Consider the following 18,351-nt stretch of genomic DNA (forward strand, 5'->3'; position numbering starts at 1 on the left):
CATAATTTGATTTTTATTTACAATATAAAGGGTGAATTAAATATTATTTTTTTACATATTCTTTGCTTTAGGGTTTAAAATATTCAAAACGACTTTGGCAAAGTTCTATGATGGTCGGTGATTCATCATAAATGTGTATGTTCTTGTATTTCGCAAATCTTTGAAGCAATCACCAATTTGACTAAAGCTATGCAAAGATTTGTTTTGTCATTGTGCGTCGTGATTATAAAATTTCACTGGCAGGTTCCCTTAAGCAATTTACAATTGATTTAAAACTGTCGATTTCAATATTTCTGAAGCAGATGGTGTAGAAATCTGTTACAGAATCCGGCAATTAACTTTAAACACTTGTTTTTATGAGTCAGGTACAACGTATTCTTCTTGTTGATGATAATGAGGCTATTCATAAGGATATTGAGTCTATTCTCGTTAGCTCACTTACCGAAGCAAACAACGAATTAAATGAAATTGAAGACGAGCTTTTTGGTGATGATACCGAAGATACTACCGCATCGGACGAAGATCGTGTCGAATACCAAATTGACCATGCGTATCAAGGACAGGAAGCAATCGACATGGTTCATGAAGCTGCTGAAAATGGGAAAGAATATGCTCTGATCTTCATGGATGTTCGCATGCCGCCGGGAATTGACGGGGTGCAAACGATTCAAAAGATCTGGGCTGAATACCCCCATATCGAAATGGTTATTTGTACGGCTTATTCAGATTATTCGTGGGATGAAATCCTGGACAACCTTGGCAGTACCGATAAGCTGCTCTTCATGAAAAAACCTTTTGATGCCACAGCCTTGAAGCAAGCAGCATTGACACTTACCACCAAGTGGCAGCTCAAGCAAGAATCTATCCGCTATACCGAAGATTTAGAACAAGAGGTTCAAGAACGTACCAAGCAGCTTAACGACCTGGTGGAAGAGCTAAAGAAAATGAAAAACAAGGCCGAACGGGCTTCACAGGCCAAGAGTGAGTTTTTGGCCAATATGAGTCACGAAATCCGTACACCGATGAATGGTGTTATCGGGATGAATAACCTGCTGCAAGAAACTGAACTTACAGAAAAACAGCAGGAGCTTTCAGACATGATTCAGCACAGTGCTGAATCGTTATTGCGTATTATCAGCGACATCCTTGACTTCTCTAAGATTGAAGCCGGAAAGATGGAGCTTGAAGAAATCCCCTTTAACCTGCAAGATTCCGTTAAGGGAGCAACTAAGATTATCGGCTTTGCAGCTGATGACAAGGACCTGGACTTGGACTGGAATATTGATCCGGACATCCCTCAAACATTACTAGGTGATCCTACCCGTCTGCGACAAGTACTGCTTAACTTCGGAAGTAATGCCGTTAAGTTTACTTCTGAGGGTGGTGTTACATTCGATGTTGGGCTTGTACAACGAGATGGAGATGAGCTAACTCTGAAGTTTAGCGTTAGCGATACCGGCATTGGTATTCCCGAGAAAAAACAGAAAAAACTTTTCAGTGCTTTTTCTCAGGCCGATACTTCGACCACCCGAAGATTCGGTGGAACAGGTCTTGGACTAGCTATTTGTCAAAAACTGGCCAAGTTGATGGGCGGCGATATAGGTGTTGAAAGTACACCTGGCGAAGGTTCCACTTTCTGGATTACAGCCAAGATGAAAAAAAGCGAAGAAGAAGTAGAGTCGGATGAAGATACAGGGCTGCCCGACAGTTACGATAAGGAAGATATTAAAGCTGCTGATATCACTATTCTGCTTGCCGAGGATGATCGGATTAATCAACAGGTCGCAGGACGAGTTCTTGAAAAAGAAGGATTTAATGTAGAAATAGTAGAAAATGGTGCTGATGCTCTTGACGAGTACAAATCGGGCGATTATGATCTTATTCTCATGGATGTAAATATGCCTGAGATGGACGGACTGGAAGCCGCCGGTGAAATCAGGGAGCTTGAAGATGGTACCGGAAATCATATCCCCATTATTGCTCTTACTGCAGGTGCCATGGAGGGTGACAAAGAACTTTGCCTGGAAGCGGGCATGGATGACTACCTCAGCAAGCCCATTCAAAAGAATGCACTTGAAAAAGCTTTGCATCAATGGGCATTTCAAAGAGGCCGAGCGTCAGAAACTGAAGAAGAGTAGTAGATACCGATCTAATTTTTATGTAATACGTTGGTTTTATGAGATACCTATCTAAAAGCTTTACACACTCATTACGATTTGTAATAGCTTTATCGCTTTTCTTATTTGCCTTTATAACAACGGGTTATGCACAGAATATTGACTTCGATAATATTTCGCTCGAAGAGGGGCTTTCACAAAGTGTTGTAACTTCTATTGCACAGGATGATATGGGATTTTTGTGGTTAGCGACCCAAAGTGGTCTCAATCGCTACGATGGTAAATCCTTTTCATTGTTCACTCATAATCCTGATGACAGTACATCCATTTCTAACAACTGGGTTACTACACTGCTTAATGAACCCGGTAAACCTATTTTATGGGTCGGTACTTCTTCTGGCTTTAACAAGTTCAACCTTGAGACAGAATCCTTTGAGCGCTATGGTCATGTTAACAATGATTCCACCACTATTTCGAACGGGTGGATCAATGATTTGTATCGAGATCAGAACGGCATTTTATGGATAGCTACACAGGGCGGATTGAACCGCTTTAATCCCGAGACAGAACAAATGAAACGTATCCCAATTGAAAACAAACAGTGGGACCAACGACATTCAAATATTGTAGCCCTCACTGGTATAAACAATGAGGTTTGGCTGGCTTCTCCAGCGGGATTATTGATTTATGATACCGTGGAGCAGTCATACCAAAAACCACAAAGCACGCTTCTTGACGATAATATCATGTCCCTACACCAGGATGCCGATAGTACCGTTTGGGCCGGTTCATCCAATGGTAAAGTATTAGCTATTAATGCGGAACATCAGATTGAGCAATCCTTTTCCACCAACAACGGTATTCTTAACGCACCTGTGCAAGCAATTAACAAAGACAAAGATGGTAACCTTTGGATCGGTACCATAAAGGGACTAAACATTTTTAATCCCGATCGGGATATTATGGTTAATACCATCCAGAGTAAGTCATCTAATCCCAATAGCTTAAGTACTCCGGATGTACGAGATATTTTTATTGATCAATCCTCTGTCGTATGGGTCTCAACGTATGAGGGTGGAGTTAACAAAACAAATGTGTTGAACAACCAGTTTGAACACTATAAAATGGACGCCTCCAACCCTGATGCCTTGCACAGCAATCAAACTAAAACAATTGTTGAAGATGACGACGGTAATATTTGGATTGGTACTTCTGATCAGGGTATTGAAAAATTCGATGTAGATCAGAATACGTTTAGTCATTATCCACATGACCCAGCTGACCCCAGCACACCATCCTCTAATTTTATAAAAAGGATGTATGTGAGTTCAAGGGGTTATTTATGGGTAGCTGCCAATGGGGTAGGTATGGATCGTTTTGATCTGGATACTTGGTCCAAACGTACGTACACGCCCGAAGATGGTCTGGCCCACAAAGATATTTGGGCAATCCAAGAAGATGATCAGGGATATATGTGGTTTGGTACTTATGGAGGTGGTGCTAATCGTTTTGATCCCCGAACCGGTACCTTTAAAACGTTAAAGAATGATCCCAATGATCCTAACAGTCTCAGCAATAATTTTGTTACGGCCATTTATCCACAGAGCCAAGATAGCATTTGGCTTGGAACGCAGGGCGGGCTGAATATCTACAATGCCAATACCGGCGATTTTACTATTTACAAATCAAATCCCGAAGATTCTACCAGTCTAAGTGACGGACCTATTCTGGACATCCATGAAGGACCTACCGGTGATATCTGGCTTGCTACATATGGCGGCGGTATTGATCGTTTTGATGTAGAAAAAAAGACGTTTAAACACTACCGCGAAAAAGACGGGCTTGCCCACAACAGCACCTACAATTTCCTGGAGGACGGCAAAGGTAATTTATGGGTCAGCAATAATAACGGCATTAGCCGCATAAATCCTTACACTGACCAAATTACGAACTATTCTACCAGTCACGGCTTGCAAAGTAAAGAATTTAGTAACGGGGCCTACGAAAAGACAGATGAAGGTATTATGTATTTTGGGGGCATTAATGGGTTTAACCGATTTGATCCCGCTAAAATTACCGAGGAGAGTAATGGTCCCAAGGTAGCTATTACTCAATTCGCGCTATTTAATAACGAGGTTCCCATTGGGCCTATGGAAGAAGACGGCCGGACAATTCTTGAGAAATCCGTTTCCTATACATCGGAATTGGATCTCTCGTACAAAGATTACGTCTTCTCCTTTGAGTTTGCTGCTCTTAATTTTGCATATCCCGAGCAGAATAAGTTTTCGTACAAGATGGTGGGGCTGGAAGACAAGTGGAATGATGTAGGAAATCGGAATTATGTATCATACACAAATATGCCTCCTGGTGAATACACATTTAAAGTTAAAGCTGCTGACTATAATGGCGTGTGGAGTCAAACTCCGGCATCTATAAAGCTTAATGTCGCACCTCCATTTTGGCAAACAACATGGTTTTATATACTAAGCCTCGTTATCATTTTAGCATCAATTTACGGTATATACCGCTATCGTGTGCAATCGATCCAAAACCGCAATCAAGAGCTGGCACAAAAGGTTAACGAGCGTACCGAAGAACTCAATGAAAAGAACAAGGATCTTGAAAATACCCTCCAAGAACTTGAAGACACTAAGGATGAGCTGGTGCAAAAAGCTCGAAAAGCAGGAATGGCTGATATTGCGACAGGTGTACTCCATAATGTGGGAAATATTTTGAATAGCATTAATACCTCTTCATCCATTATGGAACAAACGCTGCGTAATTCTAAGGTTGAAGGATTACAAAAAGCCAATAACATGCTTAGAGATAACATGAATAATATTGAGGAATTTATCACCGAAAACCCCAAAGGCAAAAAGCTGCTTTCTTATTACCTGAAAATTGAAGATCTATTACTTGAGGAACAGCAAACCATGCTGAAACACAACTTCCGGCTGAACGAAAAGATACATCTCATCAATGATGTTATCTCTACCCAGCAATCATATGCAGGTACAAGTAATTATACCGAAACCGTGCGGCTGGAGAAAATGATTGATAATGCACTTACACTACAAGCCGGTTCTATTGAGCAGCACGATATTACGGTCGAACAAAATATTGATGATGTACCAGAGGTTGAAGGCCAGCGCACACAAGTTGTACACATCCTGGTCAATCTTATTAAAAATGCTAAAGAGGCAATGGGGAAAGCGGATAATGATCTTAAGGACAAAATTGCCATTGACCTGTACCAAGAAAATTCATCGGTTGTTCTTAAAGTAAGTGATACCGGACACGGTATTTCCGAAGAGGAGTTGGATAAAATATTTACACACGGCTTTACTACCAAAGAGGACGGACACGGATTTGGGCTGCACAGCTGCTCTAATTATATGAATGAAATGGGCGGCAATATGACTGTAGAGAGTGAAGGAGAAGGTAAAGGCGCGACCTTTACACTTAAATTTCCGACTCCAAGCACAAATAATGGTGCTTCTGAAGAAGAGTAAGCTTAACTTCGGAAACTAAAAATGTGTGAGGTAAAGCTGTTTTAGTCCTTACAAGATTCATATATTAGCACTTTTGACCTGCGCCCGTAGCTCAACTGGATAGAGCGTCTGACTTCGGATCAGAAGGTTGAGGGTTCGAATCCTTCCGGGCGTACACCTCTAAAACAGTACATAAACCCCGCTTATTTAATTATAGGCGGGGTTTTTTGTTTGTATTTAGCCCATCTTCCTACCCCTTCTGTATGAAATATTTTCATAATTCATACATATTTTACTGGACTGATGTTACATATGATGTTACATTACTCTCCAACCTTAACTACTCATATGAAAAAAATATGGCCAGTCTAAGAAAACGCAACAACTACTACTCTATCGTTTTTGCCACGCGGGTTGATGGCGATCTCATTCAAAAAACCTATGCTCTTGGTACCAAGTACAAAAAGATAGCCGAGCAAAAGAAACACCACTACGAAAAGTTATATGAAGCTGGTGAAATCAATCCATTTGCTGATGACTGGAATCTTCAGGAGTATGAAAAAATGCAGGAGCTGAAAGGTACTTCTGTTGTAAGCCCCATCTTAAATGAACTGCAAAAGAAATTCTTAAGAGAAAAGACAAACGTAACTGAAAAAACAAAGAAAACTTATAAGTACATCATACGTCAATTTATGGAAGGAGTGGGCTACACAATGCCCGTCACAAGAATTGATGCAGATGATATTCGTGCGTTTTGCCTTCGAGATGACTTAGCCAATGCTTCAAAAAAGAATTACCTTAAACACCTGAAAGTATTCTTCAACTGGCTGGTAGCAGAAGAATACATAGAAACCAATCCCTGTGATAAAATTGCCGTGCCCAAAGTTCGAGATAATCTCGTCGATAAGATTATAGAAGAGGATGACCTTGATATAATTTTTAAAAAATTTAGAGAGTATCAGTTAAAACACAAAAAGGCTCGTAATATTCAATCCTCTGATCAAATGCAGCTTTGGTTTAAACCGCTAATAACACTGGCTTTTTATACTGGAATGCGGCGTAAAGAAATCATCCAGTTGCGGTGGGAGCATATCAACCTCAAAGAGGGATTTATCAGAGTTACAGATACTAAAAATGGTTCGGAGCGGACAATACCCATTTTTGAAACGTTATATTGGCTTTTAGTTGCCTGGAAAAAACTTATGGGCAATCCTAAAAAGGGATTAGTTTTCCCGAGTCCAAAATCAACTCCTGATCGAGAAATTGCAATGACGGGGGATAATGTCTCTAAACGTTTTAAATTTTACGCCACAGAGGAAGCTAAACTGAAAGACACTGTAAATTTTCATGGCCTCAGACATTCTTGCGCAACCTTCATGCTACGCATTGGCTTCAATGTAATTGAAGTTAAAAATATGCTTGGCCATAAAAGTCTTGAAGTAACCAATCGCTATGTTCACTTGGTTGCGAAAGATCTAATGCGTTCTGCTAACCGAAATGGTAAAATGAATTATCTGAATGAAGCATAAGATACCGGCTACAAGATTTGACTCTTTATCAAAAAGAGATTTATTACTTAAGCTTACGGCTGATCGGTTTTCCAAACTCTCCAATGATTTAAATTTTGAATCAGATATTAAACGATATCAGGCTACCAGTATCACAGCCTTAGCATATCTAAAGGAAACCAATCAATATCGCAGGCAACTTCAACTCTGCCTTAAAAATTTCGCCGGTAGAACAGCCGAGACCTTTCGCCCAGAGTTTATTTCAGCCGTTAGAAAACTGTATCAGGAGCATTTAATAAACCTGGGTCGAAGCGTTATTGAATTTTCTGAGCAAAAAGTAAACCGAAAGAAATTCCTGGATATAGATTTCAGTAGTGCCGTAGTTAATCCACACTTTTCTGGTATTCTGGAGAATCTCTTTAATGAGTATGGGGAAAATGTTCTTAATCTAGACCATGCTCCCTGGAGATGTAGAATGGCTCGCATCTATAATTGCTCAAAAGATACCATGACCCGGTTGGAAGGCAAGCTTCGGACTATTGGACAATTCGGTTGCCTCGATGATGCTATTTCATTTTTAGAGGTCCGCATAGGCCTGCACGGCAAGTATACCTTTAAGGTTTTAGTTGATAATTTGGATGAACTAATCAATGATTTCCTTATTGATAGCTCCAACGGACATATCAATAAAGTAAAAGCTCAAAAATCAGTTGACGAGCTTGTAAAAGAAGCGGCCAGGAAATATGAAATCCTAAATTCTCCTAACTATCTCGTTAATCCGGCAGCTTACAAGTCCATTCTTAAACACCGGATTAAATCTACCCTGAAAAACAAAAAGTTTTCTTAAACTGATTGAAATCTGGATAAACAAACCTATCCTTCTGCTAAATAGAGCCCATTAATTCAGGAAAAATTACAGATTTTGATTTTTAGCACTAAAATTCCCTGTTGATTTTCAAAATCTGTTTTTTCCTGGAAGTGTATTTTAATAGAGTTTGCCTTTTCTTTAGCGCCATAAAATTTTTGCAACCCCAAAGATATCATTTATGAATTCTCAAGATCCCAAAGAAAATTTAATGGCCACCATTGCTATTCTCGATGCCAAATTAGATACCATTCTTAACAAGCTGAATGCAGAGCCTGATAAATCAAAGTTCATGACAGCTAAAGAAGTTGAAGCTCTAATTGGATTACATCATCGTAGCATACTCAATAGAAGCAATCTGCCTCCCAAAGACAAAAACTTTGTACCATTTCACCAGTTTGGAACTCGCCGAAAATATTTTGAGCGAAAAGTCATAGAAAAAATATTTTTGCCAAAAGTGTAACAAATCTCCTCCAACTGACTCTTGTATCTATTTTGTTTTTGTAACTAACAAAATAAATCAAGTAGGAGTGATCTGTGCCAAATACTAGACAACCAACGCTACAAGTACCCAATGAAAACCACATCAACAACAAAAAGAAAGTGCTTACGCTTATCGAACAGCTTTCTTCAGTAGTTCAAGAAGTGCACTCTGAACATCCGGATCAAGCCGCAGGTGCGGTTGCTCGGATAGCTGATCTTCGATATCACCTACAAGCTTCTTAATCTCTTTCATGCGGTTATCAAGCAACTGCTTTTCTTTCAGCTCTTCGCTAATATCGGCCATTTCATTAACGGTAAATGGTGCGCCCTCTCCCGTTAATAGCCAATTAAGATTTATCCCTGATTGTGCAAACCGTATTAGCGTGGAGCTGTTTACTTCCGTCTTCCCTCCATTTTTTAATTCTGAAATCACAGACCGATTTACTCCCGTTTCCCGCTGCATTTCAGACACATTTCCATCGTAATACTTCTCAAGCAGGTACCGAACATTATCTTGTAATGTTTCGCCAGATTTTTTCTCCAAAATTCCTCTTTTCCTATACTCTTGGTTCTTATGTGATTGGGAAAATGCCCTTCTTAAATATTTTCGATCACATCATTTTTTGTTGTTTCGTTACTATCACATCACTACTTTATCCCTGTAGGTATCGGTAACGTTTAACTGTAACCATCCGATTATACTACTTCCCCATAAATTTTAAAAGACAGAAATACAATTGTGAACGGACCAATAACAAAATATGACATTAATCGAACCCGCCTGTCGCTCATTAAACAGGAAATTTTCCAGCAGTTCGACTCTTATAATGAGTTCCGTCAGGAACTGTTTCCCGACGTCAAATTAAACACCTTTCGCCAATGGTTTAAAAAACCCTATTACATTTCTGACCAGCGTCTTTGTCATATGGAAAACACCCTGGGAATAACTCCTGCCCAGGTCAGAGCAAGACTGACAGAAGAATTCAACCTGCCAAGCCAGCTACTGCAGGTAGCCAAGGGAATTAAATTTGAATTTATTGAACCTCAACTTACCTGATAGGCCCCACTTATGGCAACCATTAAAACGCGCTATACCCTTGGGGATACCATCCAGTTCATAGACAGCGATGGCAACAAACGTAAGGAAATCGTCCGCATGATCGAAACACAGATCGTAGAAGGTTACGACCTCTGGGTGATATACGGATATGGTGAAGACCTCTATAAGCTCAACCATGTAAGTGAACACAAAATTTTAATATCTCAACGACAAATAAATGAGCAGCAACACCCAGGAAGAGTCCTTAACACTAGTATCGCCAAACAACCGGCAACAACCCGATGACTACGGGCCAGCAGTATCGAATTCTCAAAATGAACCTTTCGAATATGTCGACAGCTCCGATCCCCTGGATTTTGGTTGGTATCGCAATGAAACCGATGGCACCAGTCGCCGGATCGGTACCTTCGATATCGAAATACATTCCAAGATCATCCGCTACAATCCCGAAACACTAAAATGGGATTCGACGCTCTATGAATGCCAAGTGAGCTGGCTAACCCCAGAAACCCGAAAACTTACACAGAGCGAGCTGTTCGTGCTGGAGCCGGAGGACTTGTTGTCCAAGAAAGCATTTCAGATTCAGATCTTTAAGCATTCCTATCAATCGGCTCGCTTTAAGTCTGATGATGAGATCCTCTTCTTTATGAGCTTCCTGTGTAACCGGTGGCAGCCGCAGACCGTGTATGAGTTCAATTACTACGGATTTATCGAACACCATGGCTACACCTTTTATCTGACGCGCAACGCCTTAATAAATATTCCGGATGATCACCTTCGGGAGCCCCAATACATGATAGCGCCCGACAGAGACTCTGGCCTGTTCCCCATGGTAGCTGCCGACACTACCTTTTACGTGAAACCCGGACGCATTGAACCCGCCCCGTTGTTAGATCTTCCATCGCCAACAGATGGCTTTTACAGCGATGAGGAACATCATCTATTTACCGGGAAAGAGCTCCAGTACTTTATCGATACCGTGCGAGATAAATTTGGAGAGCTTATCGCCGGACAACAACCCGAGAAAAAGGCGGAAGGATATCTCATTTTCTCCTATATGCTCTCCTTTCTGTTTTTCGACGAGACCTACGATGTATTTAAACATGTGGTCTTTTTGTACCTATTTGGAGAACCATCAACCGGTAAGGGACAACTGTCTCAAATTATGCTCAATTTCTTTGGCCAATCTTTTACCGACGTTGATTCCAACCCTACGCTAAAATCAGCTGAAAACAAGCTGGCCAATCACAGCAAGATCCCCGTAATCATGGATGAGTTTGTCCCCGGAAAAGGCAAGATCACGCCACAGGTATTTAATATGTGGTACGAATTGCGACAACGTGGGGTAAGCGCCTCCCACGATCGGACCAAAAACGCCTGGAGTCCTGTTCGGTCGCAATTGATGTTTATCTCTAACTACAAACCGACCGAAGACCACTTTCGCTCGCGGTGTATTATGATCGAATATGCCAAAGACAAACGGGGTTCGGTGGATAATCTTTGGTGGTTTGATAACCACAAAAAAGAGATGCAGCGACTTTTCCTGTCGCTGCTTTACAAGTTTAATGACTTTAATCGGGAGCTGTTCAAAAGTGAGCTACTCTGGACCAAGCGCCTGCTTACCGAAGCCGTTGAGGAAGAATTAGGGCGACGAAGTGACCAAGAAGGCGTTCGTTTTCAGATTAAAGACCGTCAAATCGAAAATATGGCGGCCCTTATTACGGTGGACCTATTTGTCTGTCGGCCCGGTGATGTCCAGTTCGCGGAACTGGTTGAACAGTCAGCTCAAGAAAGAGCCAAGGTAAGCGAAGAGGATCTACGGGAGATGCAGAACCTGCTTCGGGATTCGCGGGTATCCACCGAAATATTTCGTTATGGAGTAGAGTTCTTAGCCAATTCAGCAGAACGCGAAGTACACCAAACACCACTTCAGCAGTTCCTAGCCAGTATTGAGATCATGAACGATAACGGGGAGCTGCCGAAACGATACTACGGCTGGAACAGCAAGGATGGGCTGGTCATGTATTGGAGTGGCATTTGGGACGCCTACACCAACTATAACAAAGGCCGGGAGTATATCAGCCAGGATATCATCCGGGAAGAAATTGAAGCCTTGGACCTAAACGGAAAAGCCAAAACAAATTATTACAGCTACGAGGATCCGGTGAAGGGTACCGTAAAAGAAAGCCGACATGGCTACCATATTCCCCGTAAACATCTAACGCCAACCTGGCTGCGCGCCTTTGGCAAGCGGGAGGAGGCGAACATCATGTTGGAAGAGCAAGCCCGCCAGCCGGCCACCGAATACCAGACAAGCACCGGTGATAGCTCGCCACCATTTTAGGCGAAAATAGGAGAAATCTACGATTTTCTAAGAATTTGAAAACATCGTCTTATTTTCTTAGAACTTCCATTTCTCCCCCAAACAACACCCTGTAAGTATAATAATAATAGTTAGTTAGTAAATAATAATATATCTAAGAAAACCACTAAGAAACGACTAAGAACTCTAAGATCGGTCTAAGATATCTAAGATGAATCTTTGCCAATTTCTTAGACACTTAACCTATAGTTTTTACTGCACTTAACCTTGGCCTCTAAGAAAATAAGAAAGACTATGTCTAATTTTGAAAATCCTGAAAATACCAATAACCCGATGGGAAACATGCAATCTGACAGTGAAAATTTCATGACGATTGGCGAAGCGATCAGCTACATGTGTGAAAAGCTGGGACGCATCTCCCGGACCACCTTTTACCGGTGCGGCTATCGCAAAATGATAACCGTGCGCAGTTACGGGCGGAATAAAAGCACCGGGCGTGAAGCCGTTAAGCTATGCCGAAAGTCCGAAGTGGATTATATCATTCAGACCATTCAGGAGAATCCCCATGCCGAAAACATCTAACCGTATAGATGAAATGGCTGTTACCGGACAAAAGATGGCAAAACCATCTATGTCAATTGATCATCTGATAGCAAAAGTAGATGAAATCAACCGCCAATATCATGATTTCAACGAACTTCATTTATCTGTTGATGAATTAGGCCGCCTTATTAGGGTGAATTATAAAAATGAGGGTGATTTTGAGGTCTCATTGACCGGTTGGCTCGATATGGGACAAGTTGGGACGTACCTCCAAAACTACCAACGAATGTTCTGCCTGGATCCCAACCGGCTAGATCATTTCTTTGATATGGATGATGCTACGGAAATCATACCAATCAGCTGGCTTCGCCCCACAAGAAAACGCCCAATGGGAATTGCCAATGGGTTTACCAAAATGCGTCAGGCCTATCAGGGCTCAATACCCCGGCGAAATCCTATTTCAATTAGACCAAATGCAGAAGAAAAAGATCTTTTTGATATAATCGATGGAAATTCGACCTATTTTGTGGCCAAACAGATTGGGATGATGTCCTTGCCAGTTGTTTTATAATAAACCGACTATTTCATCTATTTGTTCAACCGTATAACTCTTATCTTAACCCCCTCTCAAGCAAATTTATTAGAACGAAATAATTAATGAGTTTACACATAGGCGGTAGTTGGGATCCTTTAGAACGTATTAAGGAATTGGTAAACAACCTGAGAGCCCTTAGCTCCATTGCTGATGGCGGAACAACAAATTTTTCTGCTATCGATTTTATTCGACCGGTTTCTATACTACCCATTGCCAGCTATGCATTTGATCATAACATCACGATACAAAATGCTAATTCATATTTGGATAGTATTGAATTTCCTGAGGGAACGAATACTTCTGGATTCAATAAAATTGGACAAACATACTTCCCCATTACAAAAGCTGACCTAAAATCAGCCAGTAGGGACGGGCGGGAAGAAAAGCTTAGATTTTTATCTGACCAATACCCAAAACTTTTGCGGCGGAACATTGACGACCAAGAGTTTCTTGATCGAGTTGGTAATAATGTATTCTATCTACTTATTTCCGAAATGGTTGATAATATAACGGAACATTCTGAAGCAAATTTAGCCTATATATTTTCCCAGTTTTGGCCAGCCAATAACTCATGTGAAATCTGTCTTCTGGATAACGGGATAGGAATTTACCAATCATTAAAAAATGCGGGCAGAAGTGTTACCGATGATATGGATGCCCTAGAAAAAGTAATTCGCCAGCATTTATCTGCCAAAGATGAATTTGGTTCACAGAAAAGGGGTACCGGAATTAAAAACACCATTAATTTGCTATCTAATAATGAACTAAATGGCTATTTTTGCGTTATAAGTGGTAATGCCGGCTATTTTATTGACAATAGTGGACGGAATCACTTTATTAATTTGACACAGGTTAGTTGGAATGGCACCATTATTTGTATGGGATTCCAAAAACCACCTAAACACGTCGACATCTATGAGTATATTCGATAAACATATCAACCTTCGAAAAGAATTCGATGTAAGTGCTCTAAATAACAGGGCTACTGCAAAAAAATTGGTCAAGAGAATTACAAGCTCATGGGTTAATACTGTTGTGTTAGACTTCTCTGATATAGAATTCGCTTCTCGCTCTTTTTTGGATGAGCTTAATTCCCACCTGCCTCATATCGACAAAGAGGTTAAAAAGACAAACATGAATGCGTCTGTGAAAGAAATGGATGAATTGGTACAACAGCCGAAAGATCAGTTTGACTCAACTTTTACTAAGACTGAGTCAGAGTTATTAACTTTTTAATAAAATCCCATACCTCTGACCAAGAGTCTCTTCCCATCTTAATTATATAAATACTAGCTACTTACACTCTCCTCCACAATCTCAACATCTTCCTCATCAAGACCATATACTTTGTATACCATCCTATCAATTTCAGCTAAATAATTGATCTTTTGTCCATCTTCATTTTGAGCTTTCTCTACAGCTCTCGATATGTTTTTCACGCTGTTTTCAGTATAGGGAGGTATTGGAAAATCTTTAAGGGTCTTAGTATTAATTTTAGGATATGCTTTCCTATCTAAATTAATATTAGTGCTTATCAGATAATATTTAGTCAATTGGGATACAACGATTCCCAATAAAAACCTTACGAAATCAGCACTCAAATCTCTTTTAGGTTTTAACGTAATCAAATCGGTATTACACAATATTTCATCATCCAAATAGATTGCTTTTATCCTCTCACCTGATATTATCCTTCCTAAAACTATTCTCTCACCCGAAAATAAATCCATTGAACGAGGTTCGGCTAAATGCTCACCATATTTTAAGAACTCTATTTCACCTTTGACTGCCAGAGTATCTACATTTTTCGCTTTTAAAAATTGTTTATGATCCTCTGTTTTCTGAGAATCGGAATTATAATTCTTTTGATTAACATCCTCTTGTGTTTGTGGGGGATTACCCTTTCCAACTTGATACGGTTTAAGACCGAAACTAAAATCAAAAAAGTTCCCTAATTGGTTATTACTTTCCAGATTCAATCGTTTTTTGAAAGTTAGCTGTTCAAACTCATCTTCCTTTTCGATTATACGTATCTCCTGGAAATCAAATATTGAACCACTATCAACTTCTTCTTTAATACTATTGCCATTATATTTTTCATCAAGAGACAATAACTCGATACGTTTAGGGAGGTTTCTCGTATTTTTCTTACCGAATAAAAGTAATGTTTCTACGACAGCATCCTCAAAAACGCTATGTACATTTACGAGTTTATCTGCTGTATTTTCTATAAAAATATGATTTCGAAGTTTCTTATCATATCTGGTAGACAACCAATAATTGGGCACAATCATAGAATAACATCCCAACTTTCTTATTAATCGTATCCCTAACTCAATAAATAGTCCGAATGTATTAAGCTGATATTCAGTAGTTGAATATTCCGAATTATAATAGCTTTTGAGAGGGTCTGTTAGTGAAGCCGACTTTGAAGGTACATACGGAGGATTCCCAATCACAACATCAAATCCAGTAAACTGCCCCTCTTTATTGAGCACCTCTGGAAATTCAAAACGCCACTCAAAGGCCTGGTTATAGAAAACACCACTTTCCTGCTCTTCTATCTCTTTCTCAACCTTTTTAACCTTCTTTTCCTGCTTTTTAATATCTTTCTTTGAAAACTTTTTTTCTCCAAACAGATCAGCATTTTGCATGAGGTCCAGCCGCCCACGCTGCTTAGAAAGCTTTTCGTAGATCGGATCATTGTTAAGCAGTGTAGTACTATACTCATCCTTAATATTGTTTATCAGCTTCTGTAAACGCTTTTTTTCAGATCGATCTCCGGTTTGCTTATAGCTGTGAACGGCCTCCTTATAATCTTGTAAGCTATGGTCACTATCTTTAAAAACGGAACTCAGATCACTGTCTAAATCAAACCGGCTAACGAGGGAATTACCCGTTTTAATATTAATATCAATATTAGGTAGGACCTCTAATTCATGGTAATCACTTTTTTCTGTATAGTACGTATTTTTGAGAAGCTCAATCCAGAGACGTAACCGGCAGATTTTCACCGAGTTGGAATTAATGTCCACTCCAAACAAGCAGTTCTCGATGATGTGTCGCTTTTCATGAAACAACGCTTTTTGTATACGCTGCCGATTAGCTGAAATTTTACGTTTTGCAAGATGACTGCCGTGCCAAGTATGTGATACATCGTATTCAAAGAGTTCTTCATCACTGTAGGTGACGATCAGCTCGTCATTTTCTACCTCAACCTTGACATCACGAAGCCGCTTACCATCCCGGTCAGTTAAAATTCCCAGGTCCGACTTAATGGCCAGCAATTCATTCAAGCAAGAGACCAAGAAATGACCGGAACCTACCGCTGGATCACAAATCGTGATACTGTTTACTATTTCGTTGGCCTTTTCAATATCGGTATCTGCTCGACCTATCCGGTTGTATATATCATCGAAAGATAAATATTCCTCATCCCAGTGCTGGGCAAACTTGTCCGTTACAGCTTTCCTAAGGGTTTCCCTCGCCATATACTCAGTAATAAAACCAGGAGTGAAGTATGACCCATCCTTGTACCCATTGATCTTTTCAAAGATCAGGCCCAGTACAGAAGCATTAATTAAGGACTTGTGTTCTTCCTGAATCTCTTCTCCTCCTTCTGCGGCAAAGTCGTAGGCATCCAGGAACTCAAACAGGTATTCAAGAGTATTGATCTCATCCCCGCGCCGATCTTTCAATACACTTTTGCTATAGACCGGCAGCGTCTTTTTATCATCCAGGTTTGAAATAAAAACGGATTGATGCTCCAGAGAAGAAGGATCAAATAAGGAGCTATTCAAATAGGGTATATGGCCGAACTTTTCATTTATGTCCTCGGTCCGGTCAGCCTCACGGCGCGCCAAGACCTGGAAGAACAGTTTATTCAGCTCATCATACCCATCAATGGTTTTGGATTTCAGAAATTTAAACTTCTTGTCCTGCCGGTGATAACGAAACAGTTGGGCTTCCAACAGCTTGAGAAACAGTACTCGGTTCATCCAGATAATGCTCAGCTCCAGAGCAACATTGAATAGCTGCTCGTCACGGTCAGATCCATATTTCACCTTGGGCTCACGTACCGTACTCAGATGGTCTTCCGCATCCAGTATCCGGATGGTATTTTCAATAAAGGATCCTGGATGTCGCTTGTCTTCACTGGCCCGCTCTATGTAGCGTGTATTGCTCTTGGTGGTCTCTTCCAGACCAAGGATATAGAGCAGCTCCCGATAGAACTCCCGGTTCAGGGTATTGCTGTCATTGGCAAAGGGTTCTTTAAGCAACTGGGTGGGCGAAAAGAACTTGAACAGCGGGATCAGTTTTTTCTCCGGCTCGCTGTCTTCCTTTGCCTTTAAGTACTTTTCGTATGATTGCAGATCAAGATGCAATCCTCTAAGTGTGGTATCCTGGCTGTCTATAAAATCTCCAATCTTGTCATACATGAAATCTTTATTGGAGGAGACCTTCTGATCAGTCTTCCAACTCTTATAGACCTTCTTCAATGCAGATGGCCGGTAATAGCACCGCTCAAACTCCTGGGCATCAAACACAAACCAGTTTAGGGTATCCGTTATGACAATATGCTTTAGATCCTCATTGTCCTCCTCGATGCGCTGCTCCAGGTAATAGAGAACAGCCTCATGCATCGCCTTCCGGTTGAAGTCCTCCTCGGTAATCATCTCATTTTTGTTGGAAGGACGCTTCACCTCCAACAAGACACCAACAGGATCTTTGACCTTTCCATCGGTATGGATAGCCAGGTCAATCCGTACACTGGTATTGATGTAGTAGTCATCAAAGCCGACTTCATTAAGAAAAGGAACAAGCAGGTTTTTAAAATGCTCTTCGTGTTCATCTTTCTTTTTTGCAGAGTCAATATTTTTGAGTAGCTGCCCCAGCTCTGCCTTAAAGTTATTAAAGGAGGAGCGATCAACCGTCTCTTTGAGAAAAGCCTTATTAATACTTTTTCGCAGTGATTTCGTCTCTAATTGCATAAAAGCCAACTAATTGAATTAACCAAACTGATTTTGAGAATAAATGTAATAAATAAAAGACAACTGTGAGGAGGGCATTGATCAGTTTCTAATACCACTTACCTTAATCAAACGAATTATTCAGATATTACTAGTAATACCTATAAGTCAAGTAAAAAACGCAAGAAACTTGACATACTGCATCCGCGATTTGAGTACTACTGACAGAAATAAGTTGATTACCTTTGTCCTGCAATATCCTCCCCGCCTACGGGCGCTGCTGGGAGCCTTACTTACCGATCAGAAATTCAATAGCGCTTTTCCCAAATTGAAGAATAGTTTGAACCCGTTAACAAAAAATAAATTTGGCAGCCTAAGTAAAATCCTATCCACAGC

General features: G+C 40.5%; 14 protein-coding genes and 1 tRNA gene. 13 read left to right on the forward strand and 2 right to left on the reverse strand.

What is annotated here, in order from left to right:
* The first annotated feature begins 356 nt into the window (after positions 1-356).
* From LX73_RS05960 to LX73_RS05985, 6 genes are all read left to right on the forward strand, one after another.
* A complete protein-coding gene (locus tag LX73_RS05960) occupies positions 357-2,138 on the forward strand; it encodes a response regulator (RefSeq protein ID WP_148898576.1) in 1,782 nt (593 codons plus the stop codon).
* Between the two features lie 38 nt (positions 2,139-2,176).
* Positions 2,177-5,629 carry a ligand-binding sensor domain-containing protein gene (locus LX73_RS05965; RefSeq protein WP_148898577.1) on the forward strand — a complete coding sequence of 1,151 codons (3,453 nt, stop codon included), beginning with the start codon at positions 2,177-2,179 and terminating at the stop codon, positions 5,627-5,629.
* An 80-nt stretch (positions 5,630-5,709) separates the two neighbouring features.
* Positions 5,710-5,783: transfer RNA gene (locus LX73_RS05970), tRNA-Arg, on the forward strand.
* Between the two features lie 88 nt (positions 5,784-5,871).
* Positions 5,872-7,137, forward strand: coding sequence for a tyrosine-type recombinase/integrase (locus LX73_RS05975; protein ID WP_148898578.1), 1,266 nt, complete (start codon positions 5,872-5,874; stop codon positions 7,135-7,137).
* On the forward strand, positions 7,127-7,963 hold the full coding sequence (locus LX73_RS05980; protein ID WP_148898579.1) for a hypothetical protein: 837 nt from the start codon (positions 7,127-7,129) through the stop codon (positions 7,961-7,963). Before LX73_RS05975 ends, LX73_RS05980 begins: the two co-directional genes overlap by 11 nt.
* A 199-nt stretch (positions 7,964-8,162) precedes the next feature.
* Positions 8,163-8,444 (forward strand): hypothetical protein, encoded by a 282-nt coding sequence (locus LX73_RS05985; protein WP_148898580.1) that lies wholly within the window; start codon positions 8,163-8,165, stop codon positions 8,442-8,444.
* Positions 8,445-8,594: 150 nt separating this feature from the next.
* On the opposite strand, the gene LX73_RS05990 is transcribed toward LX73_RS05985, so the two are convergent.
* A complete protein-coding gene (locus LX73_RS05990; protein WP_148898581.1) occupies positions 8,595-9,008 on the reverse strand; it encodes a helix-turn-helix domain-containing protein in 414 nt (137 codons plus the stop codon).
* A 195-nt stretch (positions 9,009-9,203) separates the two neighbouring features.
* Here LX73_RS05990 and LX73_RS05995 point away from each other — a divergent pair, with 195 nt between their 5' ends.
* From LX73_RS05995 to LX73_RS06025, 7 genes are all read left to right on the forward strand, one after another.
* Positions 9,204-9,521, forward strand: coding sequence for a hypothetical protein (locus LX73_RS05995; protein ID WP_148898582.1), 318 nt, complete (start codon positions 9,204-9,206; stop codon positions 9,519-9,521).
* 12 nt (positions 9,522-9,533) lie between these two features.
* Positions 9,534-9,809 (forward strand): hypothetical protein, encoded by a 276-nt coding sequence (locus tag LX73_RS06000; RefSeq protein ID WP_148898583.1) that lies wholly within the window; start codon positions 9,534-9,536, stop codon positions 9,807-9,809.
* Positions 9,742-11,868, forward strand: coding sequence for a hypothetical protein (locus tag LX73_RS13110; protein WP_148898584.1), 2,127 nt, complete (start codon positions 9,742-9,744; stop codon positions 11,866-11,868). The genes LX73_RS06000 and LX73_RS13110 overlap by 68 nt, the downstream gene beginning before the upstream one ends.
* A gap of 273 nt (positions 11,869-12,141) precedes the next feature.
* Positions 12,142-12,429, forward strand: a complete 288-nt coding sequence (locus LX73_RS06010; RefSeq protein ID WP_148898585.1) for a hypothetical protein — start codon at positions 12,142-12,144, stop codon at positions 12,427-12,429.
* Positions 12,413-12,961 (forward strand): hypothetical protein, encoded by a 549-nt coding sequence (locus LX73_RS06015; RefSeq protein ID WP_148898586.1) that lies wholly within the window; start codon positions 12,413-12,415, stop codon positions 12,959-12,961. The genes LX73_RS06010 and LX73_RS06015 overlap by 17 nt, the downstream gene beginning before the upstream one ends.
* 86 nt (positions 12,962-13,047) lie before the next feature.
* The gene (locus tag LX73_RS06020) at positions 13,048-13,917 is read left to right on the forward strand and encodes a hypothetical protein (RefSeq protein WP_148898587.1); all 870 of its coding nucleotides are present in this window, start codon (positions 13,048-13,050) and stop codon (positions 13,915-13,917) included.
* Positions 13,901-14,221 carry a hypothetical protein gene (locus LX73_RS06025; RefSeq protein ID WP_148898588.1) on the forward strand — a complete coding sequence of 107 codons (321 nt, stop codon included), beginning with the start codon at positions 13,901-13,903 and terminating at the stop codon, positions 14,219-14,221. Before LX73_RS06020 ends, LX73_RS06025 begins: the two co-directional genes overlap by 17 nt.
* Before the next feature lie 53 nt (positions 14,222-14,274).
* Here the strand turns inward: LX73_RS06025 and LX73_RS06030 are convergent, their stop codons facing one another.
* Positions 14,275-17,976 carry a type IIG restriction enzyme/methyltransferase gene (locus LX73_RS06030; protein ID WP_148898589.1) on the reverse strand — a complete coding sequence of 1,234 codons (3,702 nt, stop codon included), beginning with the start codon at positions 17,974-17,976 and terminating at the stop codon, positions 14,275-14,277.
* Positions 17,977-18,351 lie beyond the last annotated feature (375 nt).

The organism is Fodinibius salinus (genome assembly GCF_008124865.1).
Classification (GTDB): Bacteria; Bacteroidota; Rhodothermia; order Balneolales; family Balneolaceae; genus Fodinibius; species Fodinibius salinus.